Below are 21,609 nucleotides of genomic sequence, written 5' to 3'. Positions count from 1 at the left end.
TTACCATTCGGGTATAACGGTTTTGCCCCGCAGGCGTCGAGCGGTCGGCTCCGTCCGAGCGGTCAGCGGTCGCCGGCCGCGATCGCCCGGGGCTCCCGAACCGGTCCGTCAGCCCGCCGCTCGCGGCTCACTCGTCTTCGGCCGGGGTCTCACCGGCGGCCGGACGGAAGGCGACCAGCCGCTCGCCGTCGGTGGCCCGCTCGCCGATGTCAACCGTCACCGCGTCGCCGATCGCGACCGCCGGGGCGGCGTCGTCTCCGTCTCGCTCCGCGTCGCCGTCGCGGACCACGCCGGTGAGCCGCGTGGGGCCGAAGTCGACCACCGCGGTCGCGTACGGCGCGTCGTCGGCGAAGCGCGGCGAGGGGACGTGGACGACGCTGTACGTCTCGACGGTCCCCGTCTCGTCGAGGGGCTCCCGCGAGAGTTCGGGGGAGCCGCACTCGGGACACACCCGCCGCGGGGGAAGGGAACCGTGCCCCTCCGGGCAGACGACCGCGAACCCGTCCCCGTCTGCGAGCGCGTCGAGCCACTCGGCGTACTCTCGGTCCGTCGGCGACGAGGCGTCCGCCGCGTCCGCGCCGTCGTCGCTCATTCCGCCACCTCCAGCACGTGGACGACCGCGCTCGCGACGGTCCCGCCCGCATTGTGCGCGACGCCGACCTCGGCGTCCGGAACGTGGTCGCTGTTGGGGTGGTCGCCCCGCAGTAGGCGGGTCAGCTCCGCGATCTGCGAGCCGCCGGTCGCGCCGACCGGGTGGCCCTTCGCCTTCAGGCCGCCGGAGAGGTTCACCGGGAGGTCGCCGTCGGCGGTCGTGACGCCCTCTCGGGCCGCCGCGATCCCCTCACCCGGCTCGAACAGTCCGAGCGACTCCAGCGCCAGCACTTCGGCGATTGTGAAGCAGTCGTGGACCTCCGCGACGTCGACCGCGTCGGCACCGATGTCGGCGTCGGCGTAGGCCGCGTCGGCCGCGTCGTCCGCGGCGGGCGTCCGCGCGAGGCTGTCGCGGTCGCCGAGCGCCATCCGGTCGGTCCCCTGTCCGGTCCCCGTCACCGCGACCGGCGCGTCGAGGTCGCGGTCGGCCGCGTACTCCTCGGAGACGAGCACGAGCGCGCTCGCGCCGTCGGTGATCGGACAGGCGTCGTACAGGTGGAGCGGCTCCGCGACCGGCGGGGCGTCCATCGCCTCGTCGACGGACACCTCCTTCCGGTACTGGGCGTACTCGTTCGGCACCGCGTTGGCGTGGTTCTTCGACGCGACGTGCGCGAGGTCCTCGCGGGTCCCGCCGTAGGCGTCGAAGTACGCGTTCGCCATGAGCGCGTACGCGCCGGGGAACGTCACGCCCGACCGGACCTCGAATAGGTCGTCGGCGGCGATGGCGAGCCCCTCCGTCACCTCGTCGGTCGGGAGGTTCGTCATCCGTTCCATTCCGCCCGCGAGGACCACGTCGGCGTCGCCGGCCGCCACCGTCCGGACCGCCTCGCGGACCGCGACCCCGGCCGACGCGCAGGCCGACTCGTAGCGCGTCGCCGGGCAGCGGACCCCGGCGGCCTCGGCCATCAGCGGCGCTTGGTGGCCCTGGTGTTCGGCGAGCGAGCCCATGAAGTTCCCGTAGTTCAGCTCCTCGACGTCGGACCGAGCCACTGCGGCGTCCTCGAACGCCCGGAGCGCGGCCTCCGCGAACAGATCGCGGCCGGTCCGTTCAGGGTGGCTGCCGAAGGGTGTGAGCCCGACACCGGCGACGCGTACCTCAGACATACACGAACGATGATCGGGGATGCGGTTTAGCTCTGCCGGAAGCGGGAGTCCCGGTCGGCGGACGGCGGAGCAGCGCGTGGGCGAGGAAGAGAAAAATTGCCGGACTGCGTCGAGGGTCTTCCCGCGCTCAGCCGATGTACCGGAGGTCGTCGTCCGGCACCGCCGGCCCCTCCTGCATCTCGCGGATCTTGCCGACGACCTCCTCCATCTCCTCGGCGCGGTCCTCGAGGCTCTCGTAGTCGACGCGCAGATCGAGGACGGCTTCGAGGACCTCCAGCACGGCCCGCGCGCTCTTCGGGTCGACGAGGTAGCCGCTCGTCTCGCCCATCAGGCACGTGGCGTCGAAGCCGCGGCGACCGCCGAGCCCCAGCATGAGGCCGGAGACGCCGACGATGCCGCCGGCCGGTTCGTCCGCGCGGAACTCGACGCCCGCGTCCTCCAGGTCGGCGGTGAGGTCGCCGTCGGAGACCGCGCCGAGGACGGTGTACTCCTCGACGAGTTCGCCGGTCGGGACGCCCCCGAGGGCGAACGCGCGCTCGGCGCCGAACTCCGCGGCGACGTCGAGGAACGTCGAGGTGAGCCGGTAGTGGCCCGCGTTCGACCCGGCCTGGTGGTCGCCGGTCAGCACGAGCAGGTCGGCGCCGTCCGTCTCGACGGCGTGGAACTCCGCGCAGGTCAGCTCCGCGACCCCCTCGTCGTCGACGCTCACCTGCGGGGGGAACTCCGTGGCGTACACCCGGCGGACCAACTCCCCGTCGAACTCCTCTAAGATGTGTTCGGCCGCCAGCTTCCCCACGTGGCCGACGCCCGGCAGCCCCTCGATCAACACCGGGTCGTCCAGCTCCGGCGTCGCGACCTCGTCGATCTCGATGTCCTCCATGTCCCGTCCGTCCGGGCGGCGGTCACAAGAGCGTGGCTATTCGCGCGTCGGTACCGTCCTCGCGACCGACCGAGGGGTCACTCCGTCCGTCGTCGCGCCCGCCGCCGGTACTCGCCGTACGGGTCCTCCGGCCCGAACGGGGCCGGCGCGCTGTTCTCGGTGGGACCGTCGCACTCCGGGCAGCGATCGCCGAGCGCGTACACCGGTCGGTCGTGGACGCGCTCCCAGTTCGCGCAGACGCGGATATCTGATTTCACGGGTAGAAGGGTCGTGTTACGGGAAAACGGTCGTGTCCTCGGCCGATCGGCGCTACTCGTCGTCTTCGCGGCGCTCGCGGTGGAACTCGCCGGCGCCGCCGGCGGCCTCGATCGACTCGCGGGCGCGCTCGGCGGCGGCCTCGAGCTGCGACTCCGCCGTCTTGTAGTTCGGCGCGCGGACCTTGATCCGGTACTCGGGCGAGCCGACGTAGCCGACGTCGAGGTCGACGCCGTCCGGGATCTCGCCGTTCCCCTCGGCCGCCGCGAGGGCGTCGCGCACGTCGTCGACGCCGTCGGGGGCCGCGGACTCGAGGTCGACGTACCCGGTCACGTCGACGTACGGGACGGAGACGTTGTTGCGGGCGGCCGTGACGATCGCGTCGACAGTGTCGCCGTCGACGTCGACGTCGTCGAGCGCCTCGTCGCCGCTGATCGCGGCCGCCTCGAAGGCGTCGTAGAGGCTCTCGTACGCCGCGAGGAGGGCGTTCGCGACCGTCGTGTAGCGGTCGTCGTCGACGTCCTCGCCGAGCGCGATCAGCATCCAGTTGTCGGCCTTCTGGGCGTTCTTCCAGTCTTGGATCGTCTCCTTGCGCTGGTGTTCGTTGACGTCTTTGATCGAGAGGTCGATCTGGTTCGACGACTCGTCGATCTCCAACACCTTCGCCACGACCGTCTGTCCCTCGCGGACGTGGTCGCGGACGTTCTTGATCCAGCCGGAGGCGACCTCGCTGATGTGGCAGAGGCCGCGCTTCTCCTCGTACTCGTCGAGGTCGACGAACACGCCGAAGTCGGCTATCTCGTCGACTTCGCCGACCACCAGTTCGCCGGGTTCGGGCCAGCCGCTGTACTTCATGACGGAGATGCGAGGCGGTTACCGCGCCTCAACGGTTTCGACGATCTCGCCGTGAAGCTCGGCCTCACCGCCGGTCGGGGTCGCGAGGGTCGTGCCGCAGACCGCACACGACACCGTGGAGGAGGCCTTGCCGAAGACGACCTGTTCGTTCTCGCAGTCGCCGCAGGCGACGCGGTGGAAGTCTCCCGCCATGCTTACTCCTGGAACGTGAGACGGCCGGCGCGCCATCCCTCGCGCATGTGAGCCTTCCCGCAGTCGCCGCAGCGGTACTTCAGGTGGGTCTTCTTCGTCGGCTTGTCGCCACCGGGCACCTTCGAGTACCCGCCGGCGTTGCCGATGGTCGCGAGCGCGCGGCGTCGCTGCCGAGCGTCGCGTTTCATTCCGGTCGCGCGACCCGATCGAACCTTCTCCACCTCGTGCTCGTGGTGGGAGTCACAGTGGGGGCAGTACGTGTTGAAGCGGCGTGGCATTTCCATGGATATCGACCTTGAAACGCGGTTCGTCGCCGACGCTTAAAACGGGTTTGGTCTGGGGCGCCGGCGAGGCGCCGCCCCTGACCGAGCGTTCGATGCGCCGCTCAGTCCGCCCACTCTGCCACCGCGCGCACCGGCGACCCGTCGGCGCCGCGAAGGCGGAGCGGGAAGGCGTACAGCCGAAACCGCGACGGGAGGCCGTCGAGCGCGCGGAGGTTCTCGACGATCGGGAGCGAGTCGCCCAAGAGCGCGTCGTGAGCGGGGGTCCCGTCCGGCTCGTTCCGTTCGGACGACCGCGCGTCGGCCGCGCCGCTCGCCGCCGGCGTCGGATCCGGTCCGAAGGTGTCGAGGCCGACCCCGACGCCCGCGGCCCGACAGCGCTCGACGGCCGCCGCGGTGAGGTACGGGTGGTCGCGGTACCGGTCGCTCCCCCAGTGAGACGCCCAGCCGGTGCGGAGGACGAGGAGGTCGACGCCGGGGTCGAGGTCGCTCGGCTCGGGCAGCACCTCGGGCGGAATCGCCGCTCGCGGTTGCAGCGGTCGAAGGTCGACGAGGCGCGCGTCGAAGGCGAACCGACCGACCGGCTGGTCGTCGATCGCCTCCCCCTCGGGGAGCGTGTGGCGAGGCGCGTCGACGTGGGTTCCCGCGTGGGTGCCGGTCCGGAGTTCGCTCGTCGCGTACCCGTCGGCCTCGTGGGTCGCGTCGGGCGCGAGCGTCACGTCGGGGTCGCCCGGGTACGTCGGCATCCCCGTCTCGGTCGGTCGCGAGAGGTCGCGGAACACGGTCGGCGGTCGGACCGCGGCGCGGTTAAGTCGGTCGCCGTCAGTGCCCCCGACACGACGGGGTCGGCCCGCCGTCGTCCGCGGGGTTCCGCGGCCCGAACGTATTTCTTGCGCCCGCCGCTGGGTGGTTCCATGTCGGAACTGCCGCTCGACGCCTACTACGACCTGACCCAGATCGGCGAGGTCGCCGTCTCACCGGCGGGCGACCGCGTCGCCTTCACCGCGACCGAGTACGACCAGGCCGCGGACGAGGCGGTCTCCTCGCTGTTCGTCGTCCCGACCGACGGCTCCCGCGAGCCCCACCGCCTGACGAGCGCGTCGGGCGCCGCCTCGCCGACGTGGGGACCCGACGGCGACCGCCTCGCGTTCGTGGCCGCCCGCGACCGCGACGCCGAGAAGCGGGTCGGCTGGCGGGACCGCGACGATGAGGACGCGGGCGACGCGGAGGGCGACGCGAGCGAGGACGACGCGGACGACGAATCGGCCGACGGTGAGGGCGAGGACCACCTCGGCGGCGACGACGAGCCCAAGCCGCAGGTGTGGATCTTCGACCTCGCCCTCGGCGGCGACGCGCGACAGGTGACCGAGCGCGACGAGGGCGTCGCCGGGTTCGACTGGTCGCCCGACGGCGACCGACTGGTGATCGAGTCGCGCGACCCGACCGACGAGGAGTCCGAGTACCTCGACCAGGTCCGCGAGGAGGGCGGCCCGATCGAGACGACCCGCCTTCAGCACAAGGTGAACGGCGCCGGGTGGACCGACGACGTGACGCGGTACCTCTTCGTCGTCGACCTCGACGACCCCGAGACCGACCCCCGGCGGCTCGACGACGCGCACGGCGGCGGCGCGTTCGAGGACGTCGCCGGCATGGACCCGACGTGGGGGCCGGGCGACCGGATCGCGTTCACCTCCTGTCGGCTCGACCGCCCCGACGACACCACCGTCCGCGATCTCTACGCGGTGTCGGCCGACGGGGGCGACGCGGAGCGGCTCACGGGCGGCGACCTCGCCCACGGCGCGCCCGCGTGGCACCCGGACGGCGACCGGATCGCGACGACCGCGAGCGACCCGGACGACCCGCCCGCGCCGGCGGAGGTGTACCTCGTTGACGCCGCCGAGGGGGAAGGCGACGACCCGGATGCCGACGACCGCGACGCCCCGACCTCGGTCACTGCCGCTCTCGACCGGACGATCGCCCGCGGCGGCGGGGTCGAGTGGGTCGACGGGTCGATCTACACCCGAATCGCCGACGAGAGCCACACCCGGTTGGTCCGTGTCGAGACCGACGGCAGCGCGGAGCGCGTCTTCGAGGCGCAGGGCCGCGACCGGGCCATGGTCGGGTTCGACATCGCCGACTACGGGGCGACCGCGGTGACGGTCCTTTCTGAGCCGGAGTCCGGGACCGACCTGTACGCGGTCGACGTCACCGACCTCGACGCGGCCGCCGAACCCGACTCCCTTCGCCGCCTCACGAGCGTCAACGAGTCGCTGACCGACGAGTTCCCGATGCCGGAGGCCCGCCGCGTCGAGTGGGAGTCTGACGGCTGGACGCTCGACGGCGTGCTCTACCACGGCCCCGACGTGGATCCGGACGACGGCGACCACCCGCTGGTGGTGGCGATCCACGGCGGCCCGATGTCGTACGACGAGCCGGTGTTCAGCTTCGACCACGCCGCCCTGACGAGCCGAGGGTACCTCGTGTTCCGGCCGAACTACCGCGGCGGTACCTCCCGCGGCCGGGAGTTCACCGCGGAACTGAGCGGAAAGTGGGGCACCGCAGAGGTCGACGACATCGCGGCGGGCGTCGAGTCGCTCGCGGACCGCGGGTGGGTCGACCCGGACCGCGTGTTCGGCCACGGCTTCTCGTACGGCGGCATCGCGCAGGGGTTCCTCGTCACGCAGGAGCCGGAGCTGTTCACCGCCGCGGCGCCGGAGCACGGTATCTACGACCTCCGTTCGGCGTTCGGCACGGACGACACCCACGTCTGGCTGGAGGCGGAGTTCGGGCTCCCGTGGGAGGACCCCGAGGCGTACGCGTCGTCGACGGCAATGTTGGACGCCGGGAACATCGAGACCCCGCTGCTCGTGATGGCCGGCGGCGAGGACTGGCGGTGTCCGCCCTCCCAGTCGGAGCAGCTGTACGTCGCCGCCCGCAAGCAGGGGGTCGACGCGGAGCTGGTCGTCTACCCCGACGAGCACCACAACATCGGTGACCCGGACCGCGCGATCCACCGGCTAGAGAAGATTCTCGGCTGGTACGAGACGCACGACCCGGCGATCGAGGCGGCGGACTGAATCGCGGCGGCTCCCTCCGGCGGAACCGCTCTCAGTGTTCGACGAACTCGACGAGGACGCCGCCGGTGGACCGCGGGTGGCAGAACGCGACCTCGTGGCCCCACGCCCCCGGGCGCGGTTCCTCGTCGACGAGGTCGATACCGAGGTCGCGCGCGTGGTCGAGCGCCGCCGGCAGGTCGTCGACCGCGAGCGCGACGTGGTGAACTCCCGGTCCCTCGCGGTCGAGATACTCCGCGATCGTCCCGCCAGCTTCCGGTTCGAGCAGCTCGAAGTACCCACCGCCGTCGAGTTCGAGAAAGACGATCCGCATGTCGTCGAACGTCTCCTCGTGGGCGACCGGGGCGTCGAGCAGGCCGCCGAACAGGTCGGCTAAGTCGGTCGCGTCGCGGGTCGCGACGCCGACGTGGTCGAAGCGCATACGGTTCAGTTCCGGCGGCGTCGACTTATAATGACCGCGCGGTTCCCGGTCGCCCTGCCCCTATCCCAAGGTTTGGGTGCGTCCCTGCCGTACCTCGCATCATCACCCAGCCGTGAGCGACTCAGAGACAGGCGGCTCGACGGAGCAGATGACCTCGCGGAACATCCTCGGGTCGCTGCTCAAAAGCGGGCTCCACGAGATGAACCGCGAACGGTCCGGGCTCCTCCTCTCGGGACTGTCCGCCGGGCTCGACATCGGGTTCGGACCGCTGATGATGGCAGTCGTGTTGACGCTTTCTCCGGGGACCTTCGGCGATCTGACGACGGAGCTCCTGTTGGCGTCAGTCTACTCCGTCGGCTTCATGTTCGTGATACTAGGGCGCTCGGAGCTCTTCACCGAACACACGACGCTGGCGGTCATCCCGGTGATCGATCGGCAGGCCTCGGTCCGCCAGCTCGGCCGGCTCTGGGGACTGGTGTACGCGGGGAACATCGTCGGCGGGCTGCTGTTCACGCTGCTCGTGACGCTGCTAATGCCGGAACTCGGCGTCGTCGAACCGACTTCCTTCGAGACGATCGCGTTGAAGCTGGTCGACCACGACCTCCCGTGGCTGTTCGTCGGCGGCGTCTTCGCCGGGTGGCTCATGGGGCTGCTGGCGTGGCTCGTCGCGGCGGCGCAGGACACGACCGCTCGGATCCTCCTCGTGTTGATAGTCACCGGAACGATCGGTCTGCTCCACCTCCCGCACTCGATCGCGGGCAACGTCGAGGTACTGTTCGGGCTGATCGTCTCCTCGGCGATCACCCCGATGGACTACGTCGCGTTCCTCGCGCTGGCGACGGTCGGGAACGCCGTCGGCGGCGCGGTGTTCGTCGCGCTGCTGAAGTACGGTCACGTCGTCCGCGGCGCGGACTGAAAACGCCCGGACAGGGGCGACCGCGGATCGTCTCCGACCTCACCGCCCCGGCTTGTACTCCCCGAACTCGTCGCGGAGCACGTCCGATATCTCCTGGACCGTCGCGTACGCCTTCACGGCGTCGACAACGTGCGGCATCACGTTCTCCGTCCCCTGTGCGGCCTCGCGCAGTCCGGCGAGCGCCTCGTCGACCGCGTCGTCGTCGCGCTCGTCCTTGACCCCCTTCAGGCGGTCCCGCTGGTTCTGCTCCTGATCGGGGTCGACCTCTTCTAAGTCCATCTCGGGCTCCTCGTCGACCTCGAACTCGTTGACGCCGACGATGATCCGTTCGCCCTCCTCGATCTCCTGCTGGCGCTCGAAGGCCACGTCCTGAATCTGGCGCTGGACCCAGCCGCTCTCGACGGCCTCCAGCATGCCGCCGCGTCGGTCGACCTCCTCGAGGATCTCGAACGCCTCCTCCTCGATCCCGTCGGTGAGGTCCTCGACGTAGTACGAGCCGGCGAGCGGGTCGATCGTGTCGGCGGCGCCCGACTCGTGCGCGAGGATCTGCTGGGTGCGGAGCGCGGTGCGGACGGACTTCTCCGTCGGCAGCGCGAGCGCCTCGTCCTTCCCGTTCGTGTGGAGGCTCTGGGTGCCGCCGAGGACCGCGGCCAGCGCCTGATAGGAGACGCGGACGACGTTGTTCTCGATCTGCTGGGCGGTGAGCGTCGAGCCGCCGGTCTGGGTGTGGAACTTCAGCTGCTTCGACTTGGGGTTCTCCGCGCCGAACCGCTCGTCCATGATCTTCGCCCACATCCGGCGGGCGGCGCGGAACTTCGCGGCCTCCTCGAAGATGTTGTTGTGGGCGTTGAAGAAGAAGGAGAGCTGCGGGGCGAACTCGTCGACGTCGAGCCCGGCGTCGAGGGCCGCCTCGACGTACTCGATCCCGTCGCCGAGGGTGAAGGCGATCTCTTGGGCCGCGGTCGACCCCGCCTCGCGGATGTGGTACCCCGAGATGGATATCGTGTTGAACTTCGGGGTCTCCGCCGCGCAGAACTCGAAGATGTCCGTGATCAGCCGCATCGACTCCTTCGGCGGGTAGATGTAGAGGTTCCGCGCGATGTACTCCTTCATGATGTCGTTCTGGATCGTCCCGCGGAGCTGCTCGCGCGGGACGCCCTGCTTGTCCCCCATCGCGACGTACATCGCGAGCAGCACCGCGGCGGGCGCGTTGATCGTCATCGACGTGGACACCTCGTCGAGGGGGATCGAGTCGAAGACGGTCTCGAAGTCGTCAAGGGTGTCGATGGCGACGCCGGAGCGCCCGACCTCCCCCTCGGCCATCGCGGCGTCGGAGTCGTACCCCATCTGCGTCGGGAGGTCGAACGCCATCGACAGCCCCGACGAGCCCTCGTCGATGAGGTAGCGGAACCGCTCGTTCGTCTCCGCCGCGGTGCCCATCCCGGCGTACTGGCGCATCGTCCAGAGCCGCCCGCGGTGCATCGTCGAGTAGACGCCGCGGGTGTACGGCTCCTCTCCGGGGTAACCGAGGTCCTCGCGGTAGTCCAGGTCGACATCCGCCGGCGTGTACAGCGGATCGACCTCCTGCCCGCCGGTGTCGGTGGTGAACGTCTCCTCGCGCTCGCCGAACCGGTCGACCGTCTCGCCGTAGGTGCCCGCCTCCCACGACTCCTTGCCCTCCCGGATCTCGGCGAGTTCCTCAGGGTCGTACATTACTAAATCGGTCGACCGAACGGGACTTAACAGTTTTCAGGGACGGGCGGGCGCGGGCCGCGCGACCGGCGGCGCCACGGCACCCCGTCCTCGCGGGGGCGATTTAACTATCCCGCGTTCGACACGGCCGCATGGACGTACTCACGGACCTCGCGCGCCGCTTCCTCGCCGCGACCGCGCCGGACCACACCGAGGTCCAAGCGGAGATGGCCGACCTCGCCGACGAGTGGGGGTTCCCGATCATCGGTCCCGAGGCGGGGGCGGTCCTCCGGCTGCTCGCGCGGCTGACGGACGCCGACCGCGTCTTCGAGTTCGGCTCCGGCTTCGGCTACTCGGCAACGTGGTTCCTCCGCGGCGGCGCCGAGAGCGTGGTCTGTACCGAGTTCGACGCCGACGAGGCCGAGCGCGGCGTCGCGTTCGCCGCCGACCACGGCTACGCCGACGGCGTCACCTTCGAGGTCGGCGACGCGATGGAGACGGTCGACCGCTACGACGGGCCCTTCGACGTGGTCCTCATCGACCACCAGAAGGGCCGGTACGCCGACGCCTACCGGACCGTCCTGCCGAAAGTCCGGTCCGGGGGCGTGATCGTCGCCGACAACATCGCCCGGGGGCCCATCGACTTCGAGACCCTCGTCGCACACTTCGAGGCGGGCGAGCCGCTGCCGGACGACGCCGTCGACGGAGCGACGCGCGGCATCGGCGAGTACGTGGGGACCGTCCGCTCTGACGACGCGGTGGAGACGGCGATCCTCCCCGTCGGCTCCGGAATCGCCGTTTCGACGGTCGTTCGATGAGATCGAACGGAACGGTCATCATATCGAGTTACATATATTACTCCGGGTGTGCGGACCGTACGGGACCGACGGGACGGCGGGGCGAACGCGCCGTCACCGGTTCGCGTACTCGTCGGCGCCGGCGCTGCTCCCCGCTGGCTCCGGTATCTCCGTTTCGGCGGTTATTCGGTGAAACCGAACGAAACGGTTATCATGTCGAATAGAAAACATCAGTCCGGATGAGCGGAGCGAACAGAGCCGACGGGACGGCCGGAGCGAAAGCGGCGTCGCCGGTCCGCGTGCTCGTCGTCGACGGGGGACTGGGATTCGCAGAGGCGGCCGCCTCGCGGCTTGAGTCGCGCGACGACCGGATCGAGGTGCGAACGGCGGTCGACGCCGACGCGGCGCTCGACGCACTGTCCGCGGCGACGTTCGACTGCGTGGTGTCCGGCTACGAACTGGCGGAGACCGACGGGGTCGACCTGCTCAAAACGGTCCGTGACAGACACGGCGACGTGCCCTTCGTCCTGTTCACCGGATCGGGGTCCGAAGCGGTCGCCAGTGAGGCGATCTCCGCCGGGGTCGACGAGTACGTCAGGCGGAGCGAGCCCGCCGACCAGTACGCGCGGCTCGCGGGCGCGGTGACCGAACTCGTCTCGGAGACGCGGGACGACCGTCGGCTCGCCACGCACTTGGAGCACACCAGCGACGCCTTCTGCGAACTCGACGCCGAGTGGCGGCTGACGTACCTCAATGGGCGGGCGGCCGAGTTCATCGAGCGCGACCCGGATGAGGTGCTCGGCGAGCGGATCTGGGACCTGTTCCCGGAGATCGTCGGCACCGACGCCGAGACGGCGCTGCGCGAGGTCGCCGAGACCGGCGAGGGGAAGCGGTTCGAATACCACGTCGACCGGCTCGGCGCGGACCTCGTGGTGAACGCGTACCCGGCCCCCGGCGGGCGGGCGCTGTACTTCCGCGACGTGACCGAGCGGCGAGAGCGGGAGCGAGAGCTCCGCGAGCTCTCCGAGCGCCTTCAGCTGGCCGTGGAAGGCGCCGACATTGGCGTCTGGGACTGGAACGTCCGGACGGACGAGGTCCGGTTCGACGAGCGGTGGGCGGCGATACTGGGGCACGAGCGCGACGAGTTGGCGTTCGAGCTCGGCACTTGGGAAGAGCGGGTTCACCCCGACGACATCGACGCCGCGTGGAGCGCCATCGAGGCTCACTTCGCCGGCGAGTCGGACCTCTACCAGTCGGACTACCGGATGCGGACGGAGTCCGGCGACTGGAAGTGGATCCGCGACCGCGGTCGTGTCGTCGAGTGGACCGACGACGGCGAGCCCCGGCGGGCCGTCGGGATCCACATCGACGTCACCGACGAGAAGGAGCGCGAACGCGACCTCGAACGGTACCGGCGGATCGTCGACGAGCTGCCCGAGTCCGTCTGTACATACGACGCGAACGGCCGGTTCGCCCTCGTCAACGACCACCTCGCCGAGGTGTACGACGCCGCTCCGGAGGGGCTCGCCGGCGAGTCGAGTCGCCTCGTCGAGCGTGTTCGAGCGGCGAGCGACGGGGACCCGTGGCGGGCGCTCGTCGAGGGTGACCGCGACTCGCTGACCGGGACGACGGAAGTCGACTTGCCGACGAAGTCGGACGCCATCGTCGACTACGACTTCAGCCGGCTGGTCATCGACGGCGAGCTCGACGGCGTCCTCGGCATCTCTCGGGACGTGACCGAGCAGCGACGGCGTCAGCGCCGGCTCGAACGCACCTCGGCGCGCCTCGAAGCGCTGTTCGAGGGGTCTCCCGACATGATCGACATCCACGACGAGAGGGGAGAGATCGTCGACGCCAACCGGGAGATGACCCGAGAGCTGGGGTACGACCGCGACGAGGTCGTCGGGATGGACGTATGGGAGGTCGACGCGGAGCTGGAGCCCGACGAGGGGATACGGCTCTGGCAGGGGTTGGAGATGGACGAGACGGTGCGGCTGGAGACGACGTTCACCCGCGCGGACGGGTCGACGTTCCCCGTCGAGGTCCACGTGCGACGCATCGACGTTCGGGGGGAAGACCGGTTCCTCGCGAGCAGCCGGGACATCTCCGAGCGGAAGGCGTACGAGCGCCGGATCGAACGGGAGAACGAGCGGCTCGACGAGTTTGCGAGCATCGTCTCACACGACCTCCGGAACCCCCTCAACGTCCTCTCGGGGTACCTGCGTCTCGCCCGCGAGACCGGGGACGACTCGTACTTCGACCGGTGCGAGCGCGCGCTCGACGAGATGGAGCGACTCATCGAGGACGTCCTGACGCTCGCCAAACAGGGCGAGGCGGTCGGCTCGTTCGAGCCCGTCCACCTGGGCGAGCTGGCCGCCCGGTACAGCGACGACGCCTTCGGGTCGGCCGAGGGCGAGGACCCCTTCGGCGGCGACGAGACGGAGGGGGAGCCCCGCGTCACGGTCGCGGTCGAGGCCGACGGCGAGATCTGCGCCGACTCCGGGCGGGTCGGCCAGCTGCTCGGGAACCTGTTCCGCAACGCCGACGAACACGGCGGGGACCGCGTCGTCGTCGGCGACCTCCCGGACGGGTTCTACGTCGCGGACGACGGCCCTGGGATCGACGCGGACCGCCGCGACGAGGTGTTCGAGAGCGGCTACACGACTTCGGAGACCGGCACCGGGTTCGGGCTCTCCATCGTCCAGCGCATCGCCGAGGCGCACGGCTGGGAGGTCGCGGTGACGGAGGGGGAACGCGGCGGCGCTCGGTTCGAGTTCACCGGCGTCGACCGGCCGGAGTCGCCCGCGGAGACCGCCGAGTCGTCGGGCTGAGCGTACGGCGCGGGAAAGAGAAGACCGCGTCGACCCGGCTCAGAACGCGCCGGTGTAGACGCTGACGTCGGCGTTCAGCTCCTCGCGGAGAGCGCTGTGAACGTGGCAGATGCCCTCGGCGCGCTCGGCGATGTCCGCGGCGGTCTCGTCGTCGAGGTCGGCCTCGACGTGGACGTCGAAGGCGATCGACTCGAGGTCGTCGTGGTCGTCCAGCTCGGCGCTGGCGTCGATCTGGATCTGCCCGAGCTCCTCCTCGCCGCGCTGGCTGCCGCCGACGCGGAACGCCGGGAGGTAACAGGAGGCGTACGTGGCGACGAGCGTCGCGTTCGGGTTCGGTCCCGTCTCGTCGGTCGCGTCGATCTGGAGGTCGAACTCGCCGACCTGACTCGTGCTGGCGTATCCGGACTCGGAAACTGTGGATGTCTCGATGTCTGCCATAGTCGTCTCGCAGTTCGGACTCGCGGGGATAAAAGTTACCGCCATCGGCGCGCCGACACCGCCGCGACCCGTCGCCGAGGGCGGCAGACCGGCCTCAGTCGTCTTCTGACGCGTCGGACCCCAGTCCCGTCGCCCCCCGGAGGTCGGCCTCGATCGCCTCCAGCGTCCGGCCGTTCGTCTCGGGCACGACGCGGTAGGTGAAAAGCAGCGCGACGAGGCTACACGCGCCGAACAGCCAGAACGTCATCGGCGTGCCGATCCCGTCGAGCAGCACGGGGAACGAGAGCGCCACCACGAGGTTCGCGAGCCAGTTGGCGACGGTCACCAACCCCATCGCGCTCCCCCGGACGGCGAGCGGATAGATCTCGGAGATCAGCAGCCAGAACACCGGACCGAGCCCGATGGCGAAGAACGCGACGAACGAGACCAGCGTCAGCGTCGCCAGCCACCCCATTCCGCCGGTCGGGTCCGCGAACTGGAAGACGAGGCCGGCGACGGTGAGCGACCCGATCATCCCACCGGTCCCGACGAGCAGGAGGGGCCGCCGCCCGACGCGGTCGACGAGGAGGATCGCGACGACGGTCATGACGACGTTGACCGTCCCGATGGCGACCGAGGCGAGGATCGACTGCGAGCTGCCGAGCGCGGTCGACTCCAGTATCGTCGGCGCGTAGTACATCACGGCGTTGATCCCGGTGACCTGTTGGAAGACTGCGAGCCCGAGGCCGACGATCAGCGCCGGGCGCATCCACGGGCTGAGCAGGTCGCGGACCCCGTTCCCGGACTGGGCCTCGACGGTCGCTTCGATCTCCGACAGCTCCGACTCGATATCCCCGTCGCGCGTGCGACGGAGGACGGCGCGAGCCTCGTCGGTCCGGCCCCGCTCGTAGAGCCACCGCGGGCTCTCCGGCATCCGGGACATCCCCGCGGCGAGCACGAGGGCGGGGACCATCCCCGCGCCGAGCATGATCCGCCACGATCCGGAGCCGGAGAAGGCGTAGTTGACGAAGTACGACGAGAGGATCCCCACGGTGACCATCAGCTGGTTCAGCGAGGTGAGCCCCCCGCGGACGGCGGGGGGCGCAATCTCGGAGATGTACAGCGGGCCGACGATCGACGCGAACCCGATGGCGATCCCGTCGATCATCCGCCCCGCGACGAGCACCTCGACGGTGGGCGCGACCGCCATGAGGAACGAGCCGAGGAAGAACACCCCGGCCGACAGCAGGATAAAGCGCTTGCGGCCGATTCGGTCGGACAGCTGCCCGCCGACGGCCGCGCCGGCCGCCGCGCCGACCATCGCGCCGCTGACCACGATCCCCTCCACCAAGGGACTCAGCTCAAAGGCGGTGTCGATGAAGAGGATGGCTCCGGAGATGATCCCCGTGTCGAACCCGAACAGGAGTCCGTTGAGCGCCGCGAGCGCGGAGACGATGTACACGAACCGTCCCCCGTCTCCGCGTATCGCGGCCCGCATATCGGCGGTTGACATGGTGTACCGATCCGGCGCTAATCATCTTTTATTTAGAAGACTTCTGATTTATTATTAATTTACGTATATCCAATATATTTCTGTCAGCGGAGCGCGACGAAATCTACCACTGGGACGGCTTATATTTATTCGAATCCGAATAGTATCTTATTACCGGTCCGCCCGGCAGTCGGGACTCGACGCGTGACAGTGGTACGCCGAACGCGGGCTCGAAACGGTGCCTCGCGCGGCCCTCGCGCTCCGCGGACGCGTCGTCGTTTCGCGAAAAGAGCCCGGTCGGAGCCCCGTCGCCGTGGGCACGGGACGCCCCTCGCGCTACTCCAGCGTGTACGTCTCGTCGCCGTCCAGGACGACGGGCTCGGCGGCGGCCCCCGCCGCCTTCACCTCGCTGACGAACTCCTGCGTCTCGATCTCGATCGGGCCGAACGAGTCGTAGTGTATCGGGAAGACGACGTCGGCGCCGACCCAGTCGGCGGCGATTCCCGCGCCGGCGGGCCCCATGGTGAAGTGGTCGCCGGCGGGTAAGGCGGCGGCGTCCGGCTCGAGGTACGGCGCGATCACGTCGACCATCTCGGACATCAGGCCCGTGTCGCCGGCGTGATAGAAGGTGGTACAGTCCGGGTCGGACTCCTGGGTCGGCTTCTTGTCGCCCACGACGAAGCCGGTCGGCATGCCGCCGGCGTAGTCCGGGTCGTTCTCGATGCCGTTCGAGTGGTCCGCCCGGACCATCGTCACCCACGCGTCGCCGCACTCGACGGTGCCGCCGATGTTCATCCCCCCGGCCGGCACGGTGTTCTCGAGGCCGAAGTTCTCTTGGACGTAGGCGGTCAGCTCCGGGGTGGCGACCACGGTGGCGTCCTCGAACTCGGCCGCGTCGGCGATGTGGTCCGCGTGGCCGTGGGTCAAGAGCAGGTAATCGGGGTCGAGGTCCGCGGGATCGACGTCGGTCTTCGGGTTGTCGAAGAACGGGTCGATGAGCAGCTCCGTGTCGTCGACGACGACGTGCCACGTGGAGTGGCCGTGCCAGGTGAGTTCCATGGTCCGTTCGATGCGTCTCGGCGAACGGTAATAAAACTCGACGCTGCGGATCCCAATCGGCGCGCGATAGAGAGCGGGGCCACGGCGAACCGGTCCGCACCGCGACCGGCGGTGTCTGTTCGTCTCGTCTTCGCAGTTTTCCGCAGACTGATCAGTTCGAGCGGCGGCCTGCGCAATATCTTCCCGCGAATACAGCCTTAACAATCGGATCGTCCTACGACGCCCGTGACAGTGGAGCCTCGACATGGCGGGTGAGCCGACCGACGAACGCGTCGAGGACGGCTCGAATGACGGCCGATATCGTCACCTTATCGAACACGTTCAGGACGCGGTCGTTGAGTTCACGCTCGCCGACGGAGAGCCAACGGTCAGCGACGTCAATCGGGCGTTCGTCGACGTCTTCGGCTACGAGGCCGACGACATTCGCGGCGAGTCGCTCAACGAGTGGGTCGTCCCCGACTGGAAGCTCGCGGAGGCGAGGGAGTTGGACACGAACACCGCCTCCGGTGCGATCAACTACCAGCAGGTGACCCGTGAGACCGCGACCGGCCTCCGCGAGTTCCTCTACCGGGGGATCCCGTACGCGACCGGCGACGCGGACGACGACACCCCCGACGGCGGCTTCGCGGTCTACACCGACCTCACGGAGGTGTCCAGAAACGAGCGGCGGCTGGAGGTGTTGAACCGGATCCTCCGGCACAACCTCCGTAACAACGCAAACGTCGTCGCCGGCCACACGACGCGGTTGCTGGCCCAACTGGAGGATCGACGCGGCGAGACGGTCGACGTGGCGGCCACGATCGAGCGCGCCGCCCACGAGCTCGAACAGCTGGCCGACGAGGCCAACCATATCCGTCAGGTCCTCGAACATCCGACCGACGAGGTGGCCGACATCGACCCCGAACCGACGGTGCGCGCCGTCGTCGACGACCACCGAGAGCGGACGCCGAGCGCCGACATCGAGATCGAGACCGGCGAGACGGGTCGGGTGATGGCCGACAGCCGGCTCCGGTACGCGGTCGACAGCCTCGTCGACAACGCGATCGAGCACAATCCGAGCCCGGAGCCCCGGGTCCGTCTCCGGATAACGAGCGCGGAGGGCCTCTCGGGCGCGGCGTCCGGGGAGTGGGTCGTGATCCACGTTGAGGACGACGGCCCCCAGATCCCGGCCGACGAGCGGGACGTGATCCGCGACGGATCGGCGATAACGCCGACGCACCACGGAAGCGGGCTCGGGCTCTGGCTCGCTGAGCTGACCGTCGAGACGTTCGGCGGAGAGCTCTCGTTCGGCGCGAGCGACCTCGGCGGGAACGACGTGTCGATCCGGCTCCGCCGGCGGTGAGGAGAGGAGTTAACACGCCTCCGCGCGAACCGACTGTCGATGCCCTCCAAGCGGACCGACGCCCCGCCGCCGACCGACCGGTGTCACGAGTGTGCTCAGGCGGTTCCGGCCGGGGCGAGCTTCTGCCCCGACTGCGGCGCCGACCTCGACGGCCCCGCCGCGTACTGCGCCGAGTGCGGCGAGGCGTTCGACGAGGACGACCGGTTCTGCTCGAACTGCGGCGCGTCGCGGTCGGGCGACGGGTCCGCCCCGGCCGCGTCAGAGAGCCGGACCGACGCGGCCGAGCGCCCGAGCGATGCGGAACGCGCCTCTCGATCGGAGCCGTCCCCAGGCGAGAGCGAGCGCGGCTTCAGGCGCCGCGTTCAGGACCACCTCGACGCCGGGTGGGACGTGGAGCGGGACGACGGCGACCGCGTCGTCCTCGTCGACAGGGGGATCGGCTCCGTCGGCGTCCACATCCTCCTGTTCATCTTCACCAGCGGCATCGGCAACCTGCTGTACGGCTGGTGGCACTACTCCAAGCTGGCCGAACGGCGCCGACTCGTCCGCGGCGACGAGACGACCGCGCGCGCCCCGTCGAGCGTCGACGGTGGCGGCGGTCGGGTCGAGACCGCCTCCGCGTACGTCCTGACCGCGCTGCTGCTGCTGATCGGCGGCTGGATCGCGTTCCTCTCGGTCGAGTCTGGCTCCCCGCCGGCCGCGCTGATCGGCCTCGCGTTCGCGGGGCTCGGCCTCGGCGTCGCTCCGCCAGTCCGCCGACGGCTCGACCGCCGCCACGGGATCACGCGGTTCGGTCGGCAGCGGACGGTCGACCACCGGCTCGTCCGACCGCCCGAGTCCGTCGACGATCCCTGCGTGGTCTGCGGGCAAGAGTTCGACCGCGGACTCGTCAGGCGGCGCCGCGACGAGACGCTCGTCGCCGGCGTCCCCGTCCGCACCCACTCGGTCCGCCACAACCACTACTGCGTCGACTGCGCGCGCTCGGAGGTGTTCGGCGACCGCGTCGACTCGCCGTCGCTCGGCGACCTCGCCGACGAGAGGGTCGCGGTCGACGACGAGGCCGCGGACGGCGGCGCGGGCCGTCCCGCGGACGACGCCGTGGGCGACGGTTCGAGCGCGGAGTCAGCGACTGACTCGGTCCGCGAGTCGGCTGACTCCGCCGAGTGAGTCGGGGCCTCTCCGCCGCGGTCGTCGCTTCCTTCGATGGGTCGTCGCTTGCCCCTCCGCGAACGCTTTTCGGGCGGCCGCCCGTTCGGCCTCGTATGTACCACGTACGGTTCCGCGATCCGGCCGGATCGATCCGCGACGGCGAGTACGACCCGGCGACCGACACGGTCGCCTTCGGCGGCGAGGCGTACGCGCTCTCGGACCCCGCGATCGACGTGCTCGCGCCGAGCGAGCCCTCGAAGATCGTCTGTATCGGCCGCAACTACGCCGACCACGCGGAAGAGCTCGGGAACGACGTGCCCGACCGCCCGCTGCTCTTCCTCAAGCCGCCGAACGCGGTGGCGAGCCACGGCGACACCGTGACCGTCCCGGCCGGCAAAGACCGGATCGACTGGGAGGCGGAGTTCGCGGTCGTGATCGGCGAGCAGTGTAAGGCGGTCGACGCCGCCGACGCCATGGAGGTCGTCGCGGGGTTCACCTGTATGAACGACGTGTCGAACCGCGACGACCAGAACCGCGAGCAGAACTGGGTGCGCGGGAAGGCGTTCGACGGCGCCGCGCCGCTCGGCCCGGTCCTCGCGACGCCCGACGAGGTTCCCGCCGACGCGAGCGTCGAGCTCCGCGTCAACGGCGAGACGAAGCAGTCGAGCGACCGCGAGCATATGATCTTCGACGTGCCGACGCTGATCGAGGAGATCACGACGTACCTCACGCTCGAGCCCGGCGACGTCATCGCCACTGGCACGCCGGAGGGGGTCGGCGCCCTCTCTGACGGGGACACGGTGGAGATCGAGATCGAGGGCGTCGGCACGCTCGAACACGACGTTCGCGTCCCCTGAACGCCCGGACCGACCGACCTGTCCGGCCGTTCCTGTAGCTTGGTACCACACCTCGTTTCCGGTGAACGCTTATATGCCAGCCCCCGGAGTCGGAGGTATGGAGACCAGTTCGTTCGTCGCCGAACCTTGACGGCACCGTCGCGGCGCGATCCGACGCCGGTCGGCCCCGTCGGACGCGGGACAACCGGTCCGAATCGGATCGACCGATCGGACGCGCCGCCGAGACCGCACGCGGAGCGGAGACGCTCCCCTCTCCGGGCCGACGCGAGCGCCCGACCGAATGTCACGAGACGACGACGCGACGAACGAACGCGACGAATCGAGCGGACCGAGCACAACCGAGACCGACGCCGCGCACAGCGATGCGACCCGAGCGATAGTCGCGGCGCGGTCCAAGGACGACCCGCCAGACACAACGGAGATCCGCGAGCTGGCCGCTGCGGCCGGCTACGCGGTGGTCGGCGAGGTCACCCAGCGACGGCGCGAGGACCCGACCTACGACCTCGGGCGCGGGAAGGCGGAGGAGCTGATGCGGCTCGCGGCCGACGCCGACGCCGAGGCCGTCATCTACGACGGCAGCCTGTCGCCGGGACAGACCTTCTCACTCGGCGACCTGCTGCCGACCGGGACAGCGGTCGTCGACCGCCCGCGATTGGCCTTGGAGCTGTTCGCCGACGCCGCCGACTCGCGGGCCGCCGACCGACAGCTGGAGCTGGCGCGGCTCCGCTACGAGCTGCCGAGACTCCGGGAAGCGGTCGCCCGCGACGCGAGCGAGGACGTGCGCCTCCGGCCGGAGGGCGACAGCCGCGTCCTCGACGTCGAGAAGCGGATCGAGTCGGCCGAGCGCGCGCTCGACGAGATCGCCGACGACCGCGCGGCGCGCAGGGCGGAGCGCCGCGACGCCGGGTTCGACCTGATCGCCCTCGCGGGCTACACCAACGCCGGGAAGTCGACGCTGGCGCGGCGGCTCGCGGACGAGGTCGACGACCCCGATTTCGGTGCCGAGGCCTCGGATCGGCCCGCAGCGCGCGCCGACACGGCCGCGGGGGACCCGGCGGACGACGCCGGTGCGCTCGCGGTCGCCGACCGCCCGTTCGAGACGCTCTCGACGACCACGCGCCGCGCGACCGTCGCCGGACGGCGCACCCTGCTTACGGACACCGTCGGGTTCCTCGACGGGCCGCCGCACGCGGCGGTGCGCCCGGTACGCTCCACCAACGACCCGGTCCGGTCCGCCGACTCGGCGCTGCCCCTCGTCGCCGCGACCGACGACCCCCCGGCCCCCCACCCGACGCCCAGCGACCCGCTACGCGCCAACGACGGAGACCACGCCCCCGACGCCCC

At 70.3% G+C, this 21,609-nt stretch carries 21 protein-coding genes; 8 read left to right on the top strand and 13 right to left on the bottom strand.

Annotated features, from left to right (window positions below):
- Window positions 1–127: 127 nt before the first annotated feature.
- From B9G49_RS06990 to B9G49_RS06955, 8 genes are all read right to left on the bottom strand, one after another.
- Window positions 128–592: a Zn-ribbon domain-containing OB-fold protein gene (locus B9G49_RS06990; protein ID WP_049929630.1), complete on the bottom strand. Its 465-nt coding sequence runs from the start codon at window positions 590–592 to the stop codon at window positions 128–130.
- Window positions 589–1,755: a thiolase domain-containing protein gene (locus B9G49_RS06985; protein ID WP_086215881.1), complete on the bottom strand. Its 1,167-nt coding sequence runs from the start codon at window positions 1,753–1,755 to the stop codon at window positions 589–591. The genes B9G49_RS06990 and B9G49_RS06985 overlap by 4 nt, the downstream gene beginning before the upstream one ends.
- Before the next feature lie 127 nt (window positions 1,756–1,882).
- The gene (locus B9G49_RS06980) at window positions 1,883–2,635 is read right to left on the bottom strand and encodes a proteasome assembly chaperone family protein (protein ID WP_086215880.1); all 753 of its coding nucleotides are present in this window, start codon (window positions 2,633–2,635) and stop codon (window positions 1,883–1,885) included.
- Window positions 2,636–2,712: 77 nt separating this feature from the next.
- On the bottom strand, window positions 2,713–2,892 hold the full coding sequence (locus B9G49_RS06975) for an RNA-protein complex protein Nop10 (RefSeq protein ID WP_049929627.1): 180 nt from the start codon (window positions 2,890–2,892) through the stop codon (window positions 2,713–2,715).
- Window positions 2,893–2,944: 52 nt separating this feature from the next.
- The gene (locus tag B9G49_RS06970) at window positions 2,945–3,745 is read right to left on the bottom strand and encodes a translation initiation factor IF-2 subunit alpha (RefSeq protein WP_086215879.1); all 801 of its coding nucleotides are present in this window, start codon (window positions 3,743–3,745) and stop codon (window positions 2,945–2,947) included.
- An 18-nt stretch (window positions 3,746–3,763) separates the two neighbouring features.
- Window positions 3,764–3,937 carry a 30S ribosomal protein S27e gene (locus B9G49_RS06965; RefSeq protein ID WP_004595868.1) on the bottom strand — a complete coding sequence of 58 codons (174 nt, stop codon included), beginning with the start codon at window positions 3,935–3,937 and terminating at the stop codon, window positions 3,764–3,766.
- 2 nt (window positions 3,938–3,939) lie between these two features.
- Window positions 3,940–4,221, bottom strand: coding sequence for a 50S ribosomal protein L44e (locus B9G49_RS06960; protein WP_004595867.1), 282 nt, complete (start codon window positions 4,219–4,221; stop codon window positions 3,940–3,942).
- Between the two features lie 101 nt (window positions 4,222–4,322).
- On the bottom strand, window positions 4,323–5,000 hold the full coding sequence (locus B9G49_RS06955) for a cyclase family protein (protein ID WP_080508532.1): 678 nt from the start codon (window positions 4,998–5,000) through the stop codon (window positions 4,323–4,325).
- A 132-nt stretch (window positions 5,001–5,132) separates the two neighbouring features.
- Here B9G49_RS06955 and B9G49_RS06950 point away from each other — a divergent pair, with 132 nt between their 5' ends.
- Window positions 5,133–7,295 carry a S9 family peptidase gene (locus tag B9G49_RS06950; protein WP_086215878.1) on the top strand — a complete coding sequence of 721 codons (2,163 nt, stop codon included), beginning with the start codon at window positions 5,133–5,135 and terminating at the stop codon, window positions 7,293–7,295.
- Window positions 7,296–7,326: 31 nt separating this feature from the next.
- Here B9G49_RS06950 and mce read toward each other — a convergent pair whose 3' ends face one another.
- A complete protein-coding gene (gene mce, locus B9G49_RS06945) occupies window positions 7,327–7,713 on the bottom strand; it encodes a methylmalonyl-CoA epimerase (RefSeq protein ID WP_086215877.1) in 387 nt (128 codons plus the stop codon).
- A 112-nt stretch (window positions 7,714–7,825) separates the two neighbouring features.
- Here mce and B9G49_RS06940 point away from each other — a divergent pair, with 112 nt between their 5' ends.
- Entirely contained in the window at window positions 7,826–8,629 is an 804-nt protein-coding gene (locus tag B9G49_RS06940; RefSeq protein WP_086215876.1) for a formate/nitrite transporter family protein, read from the top strand.
- Window positions 8,630–8,668: 39 nt separating this feature from the next.
- Here B9G49_RS06940 and B9G49_RS06935 read toward each other — a convergent pair whose 3' ends face one another.
- Window positions 8,669–10,342, bottom strand: a complete 1,674-nt coding sequence (locus tag B9G49_RS06935) for a methylmalonyl-CoA mutase (RefSeq protein WP_049929622.1) — start codon at window positions 10,340–10,342, stop codon at window positions 8,669–8,671.
- Between the two features lie 131 nt (window positions 10,343–10,473).
- Here B9G49_RS06935 and B9G49_RS06930 point away from each other — a divergent pair, with 131 nt between their 5' ends.
- On the top strand, window positions 10,474–11,139 hold the full coding sequence (locus B9G49_RS06930; protein ID WP_086215875.1) for an O-methyltransferase: 666 nt from the start codon (window positions 10,474–10,476) through the stop codon (window positions 11,137–11,139).
- Between the two features lie 218 nt (window positions 11,140–11,357).
- Window positions 11,358–13,949 (top strand): PAS domain S-box protein, encoded by a 2,592-nt coding sequence (locus tag B9G49_RS06925; RefSeq protein WP_086215874.1) that lies wholly within the window; start codon window positions 11,358–11,360, stop codon window positions 13,947–13,949.
- A gap of 39 nt (window positions 13,950–13,988) precedes the next feature.
- Here B9G49_RS06925 and B9G49_RS06920 read toward each other — a convergent pair whose 3' ends face one another.
- From B9G49_RS06920 to B9G49_RS06910, 3 genes are all read right to left on the bottom strand, one after another.
- Window positions 13,989–14,387 (bottom strand): OsmC family protein, encoded by a 399-nt coding sequence (locus B9G49_RS06920; protein ID WP_086215873.1) that lies wholly within the window; start codon window positions 14,385–14,387, stop codon window positions 13,989–13,991.
- A 94-nt stretch (window positions 14,388–14,481) separates the two neighbouring features.
- Window positions 14,482–15,879: a sugar porter family MFS transporter gene (locus B9G49_RS06915; RefSeq protein WP_086215872.1), complete on the bottom strand. Its 1,398-nt coding sequence runs from the start codon at window positions 15,877–15,879 to the stop codon at window positions 14,482–14,484.
- Window positions 15,880–16,194: 315 nt separating this feature from the next.
- On the bottom strand, window positions 16,195–16,917 hold the full coding sequence (locus tag B9G49_RS06910; RefSeq protein ID WP_086215871.1) for a metal-dependent hydrolase: 723 nt from the start codon (window positions 16,915–16,917) through the stop codon (window positions 16,195–16,197).
- Window positions 16,918–17,161: 244 nt separating this feature from the next.
- Here B9G49_RS06910 and B9G49_RS06905 point away from each other — a divergent pair, with 244 nt between their 5' ends.
- From B9G49_RS06905 to B9G49_RS06890, 4 genes are all read left to right on the top strand, one after another.
- Window positions 17,162–18,259 carry a sensor histidine kinase gene (locus tag B9G49_RS06905; RefSeq protein WP_086215870.1) on the top strand — a complete coding sequence of 366 codons (1,098 nt, stop codon included), beginning with the start codon at window positions 17,162–17,164 and terminating at the stop codon, window positions 18,257–18,259.
- 39 nt (window positions 18,260–18,298) lie between these two features.
- Complete coding sequence (locus B9G49_RS06900; RefSeq protein WP_086215869.1) at window positions 18,299–19,426, top strand: zinc ribbon domain-containing protein; 1,128 nt, start codon at window positions 18,299–18,301, stop codon at window positions 19,424–19,426.
- A gap of 95 nt (window positions 19,427–19,521) precedes the next feature.
- The gene (locus B9G49_RS06895) at window positions 19,522–20,265 is read left to right on the top strand and encodes a fumarylacetoacetate hydrolase family protein (protein ID WP_086215868.1); all 744 of its coding nucleotides are present in this window, start codon (window positions 19,522–19,524) and stop codon (window positions 20,263–20,265) included.
- A 280-nt stretch (window positions 20,266–20,545) separates the two neighbouring features.
- Window positions 20,546–21,609: GTPase (locus B9G49_RS06890; RefSeq protein ID WP_143414686.1), on the top strand; the 1,064-nt coding region annotated here is incomplete at its 3' end.

The sequence above is a fragment of the Halorubrum sp. SD683 genome, assembly GCF_002135045.1.
Taxonomy (GTDB): domain Archaea; phylum Halobacteriota; class Halobacteria; order Halobacteriales; family Haloferacaceae; genus Halorubrum; species Halorubrum ezzemoulense.
This window is presented reverse-complemented; position numbering and strand designations above follow the sequence as displayed.

Bases quoted from the DNA above. Each gene is read 5' to 3' on its own strand.
- B9G49_RS06990 (WP_049929630.1), bottom strand. From the start codon at position 592: ATGAGCGACGACGGCGCGGACGCGGCGGACGCCTCGTCGCCGACGGAC.
- B9G49_RS06985 (WP_086215881.1), bottom strand. From the start codon at position 1,755: ATGTCTGAGGTACGCGTCGCCGGTGTCGGGCTCACACCCTTCGGCAGC.
- B9G49_RS06980 (WP_086215880.1), bottom strand. From the start codon at position 2,635: ATGGAGGACATCGAGATCGACGAGGTCGCGACGCCGGAGCTGGACGAC.
- B9G49_RS06970 (WP_086215879.1), bottom strand. From the start codon at position 3,745: ATGAAGTACAGCGGCTGGCCCGAACCCGGCGAACTGGTGGTCGGCGAA.
- B9G49_RS06965 (WP_004595868.1), bottom strand. From the start codon at position 3,937: ATGGCGGGAGACTTCCACCGCGTCGCCTGCGGCGACTGCGAGAACGAA.
- B9G49_RS06960 (WP_004595867.1), bottom strand. From the start codon at position 4,221: ATGGAAATGCCACGCCGCTTCAACACGTACTGCCCCCACTGTGACTCC.
- B9G49_RS06950 (WP_086215878.1), top strand. From the start codon at position 5,133: ATGTCGGAACTGCCGCTCGACGCCTACTACGACCTGACCCAGATCGGC.
- mce (WP_086215877.1), bottom strand. From the start codon at position 7,713: ATGCGCTTCGACCACGTCGGCGTCGCGACCCGCGACGCGACCGACTTA.
- B9G49_RS06935 (WP_049929622.1), bottom strand. From the start codon at position 10,342: ATGTACGACCCTGAGGAACTCGCCGAGATCCGGGAGGGCAAGGAGTCG.
- B9G49_RS06930 (WP_086215875.1), top strand. From the start codon at position 10,474: ATGGACGTACTCACGGACCTCGCGCGCCGCTTCCTCGCCGCGACCGCG.
- B9G49_RS06925 (WP_086215874.1), top strand. From the start codon at position 11,358: ATGAGCGGAGCGAACAGAGCCGACGGGACGGCCGGAGCGAAAGCGGCG.
- B9G49_RS06920 (WP_086215873.1), bottom strand. From the start codon at position 14,387: ATGGCAGACATCGAGACATCCACAGTTTCCGAGTCCGGATACGCCAGC.
- B9G49_RS06915 (WP_086215872.1), bottom strand. From the start codon at position 15,879: ATGTCAACCGCCGATATGCGGGCCGCGATACGCGGAGACGGGGGACGG.
- B9G49_RS06910 (WP_086215871.1), bottom strand. From the start codon at position 16,917: ATGGAACTCACCTGGCACGGCCACTCCACGTGGCACGTCGTCGTCGAC.
- B9G49_RS06905 (WP_086215870.1), top strand. From the start codon at position 17,162: ATGGCGGGTGAGCCGACCGACGAACGCGTCGAGGACGGCTCGAATGAC.
- B9G49_RS06900 (WP_086215869.1), top strand. From the start codon at position 18,299: ATGCCCTCCAAGCGGACCGACGCCCCGCCGCCGACCGACCGGTGTCAC.
- B9G49_RS06895 (WP_086215868.1), top strand. From the start codon at position 19,522: ATGTACCACGTACGGTTCCGCGATCCGGCCGGATCGATCCGCGACGGC.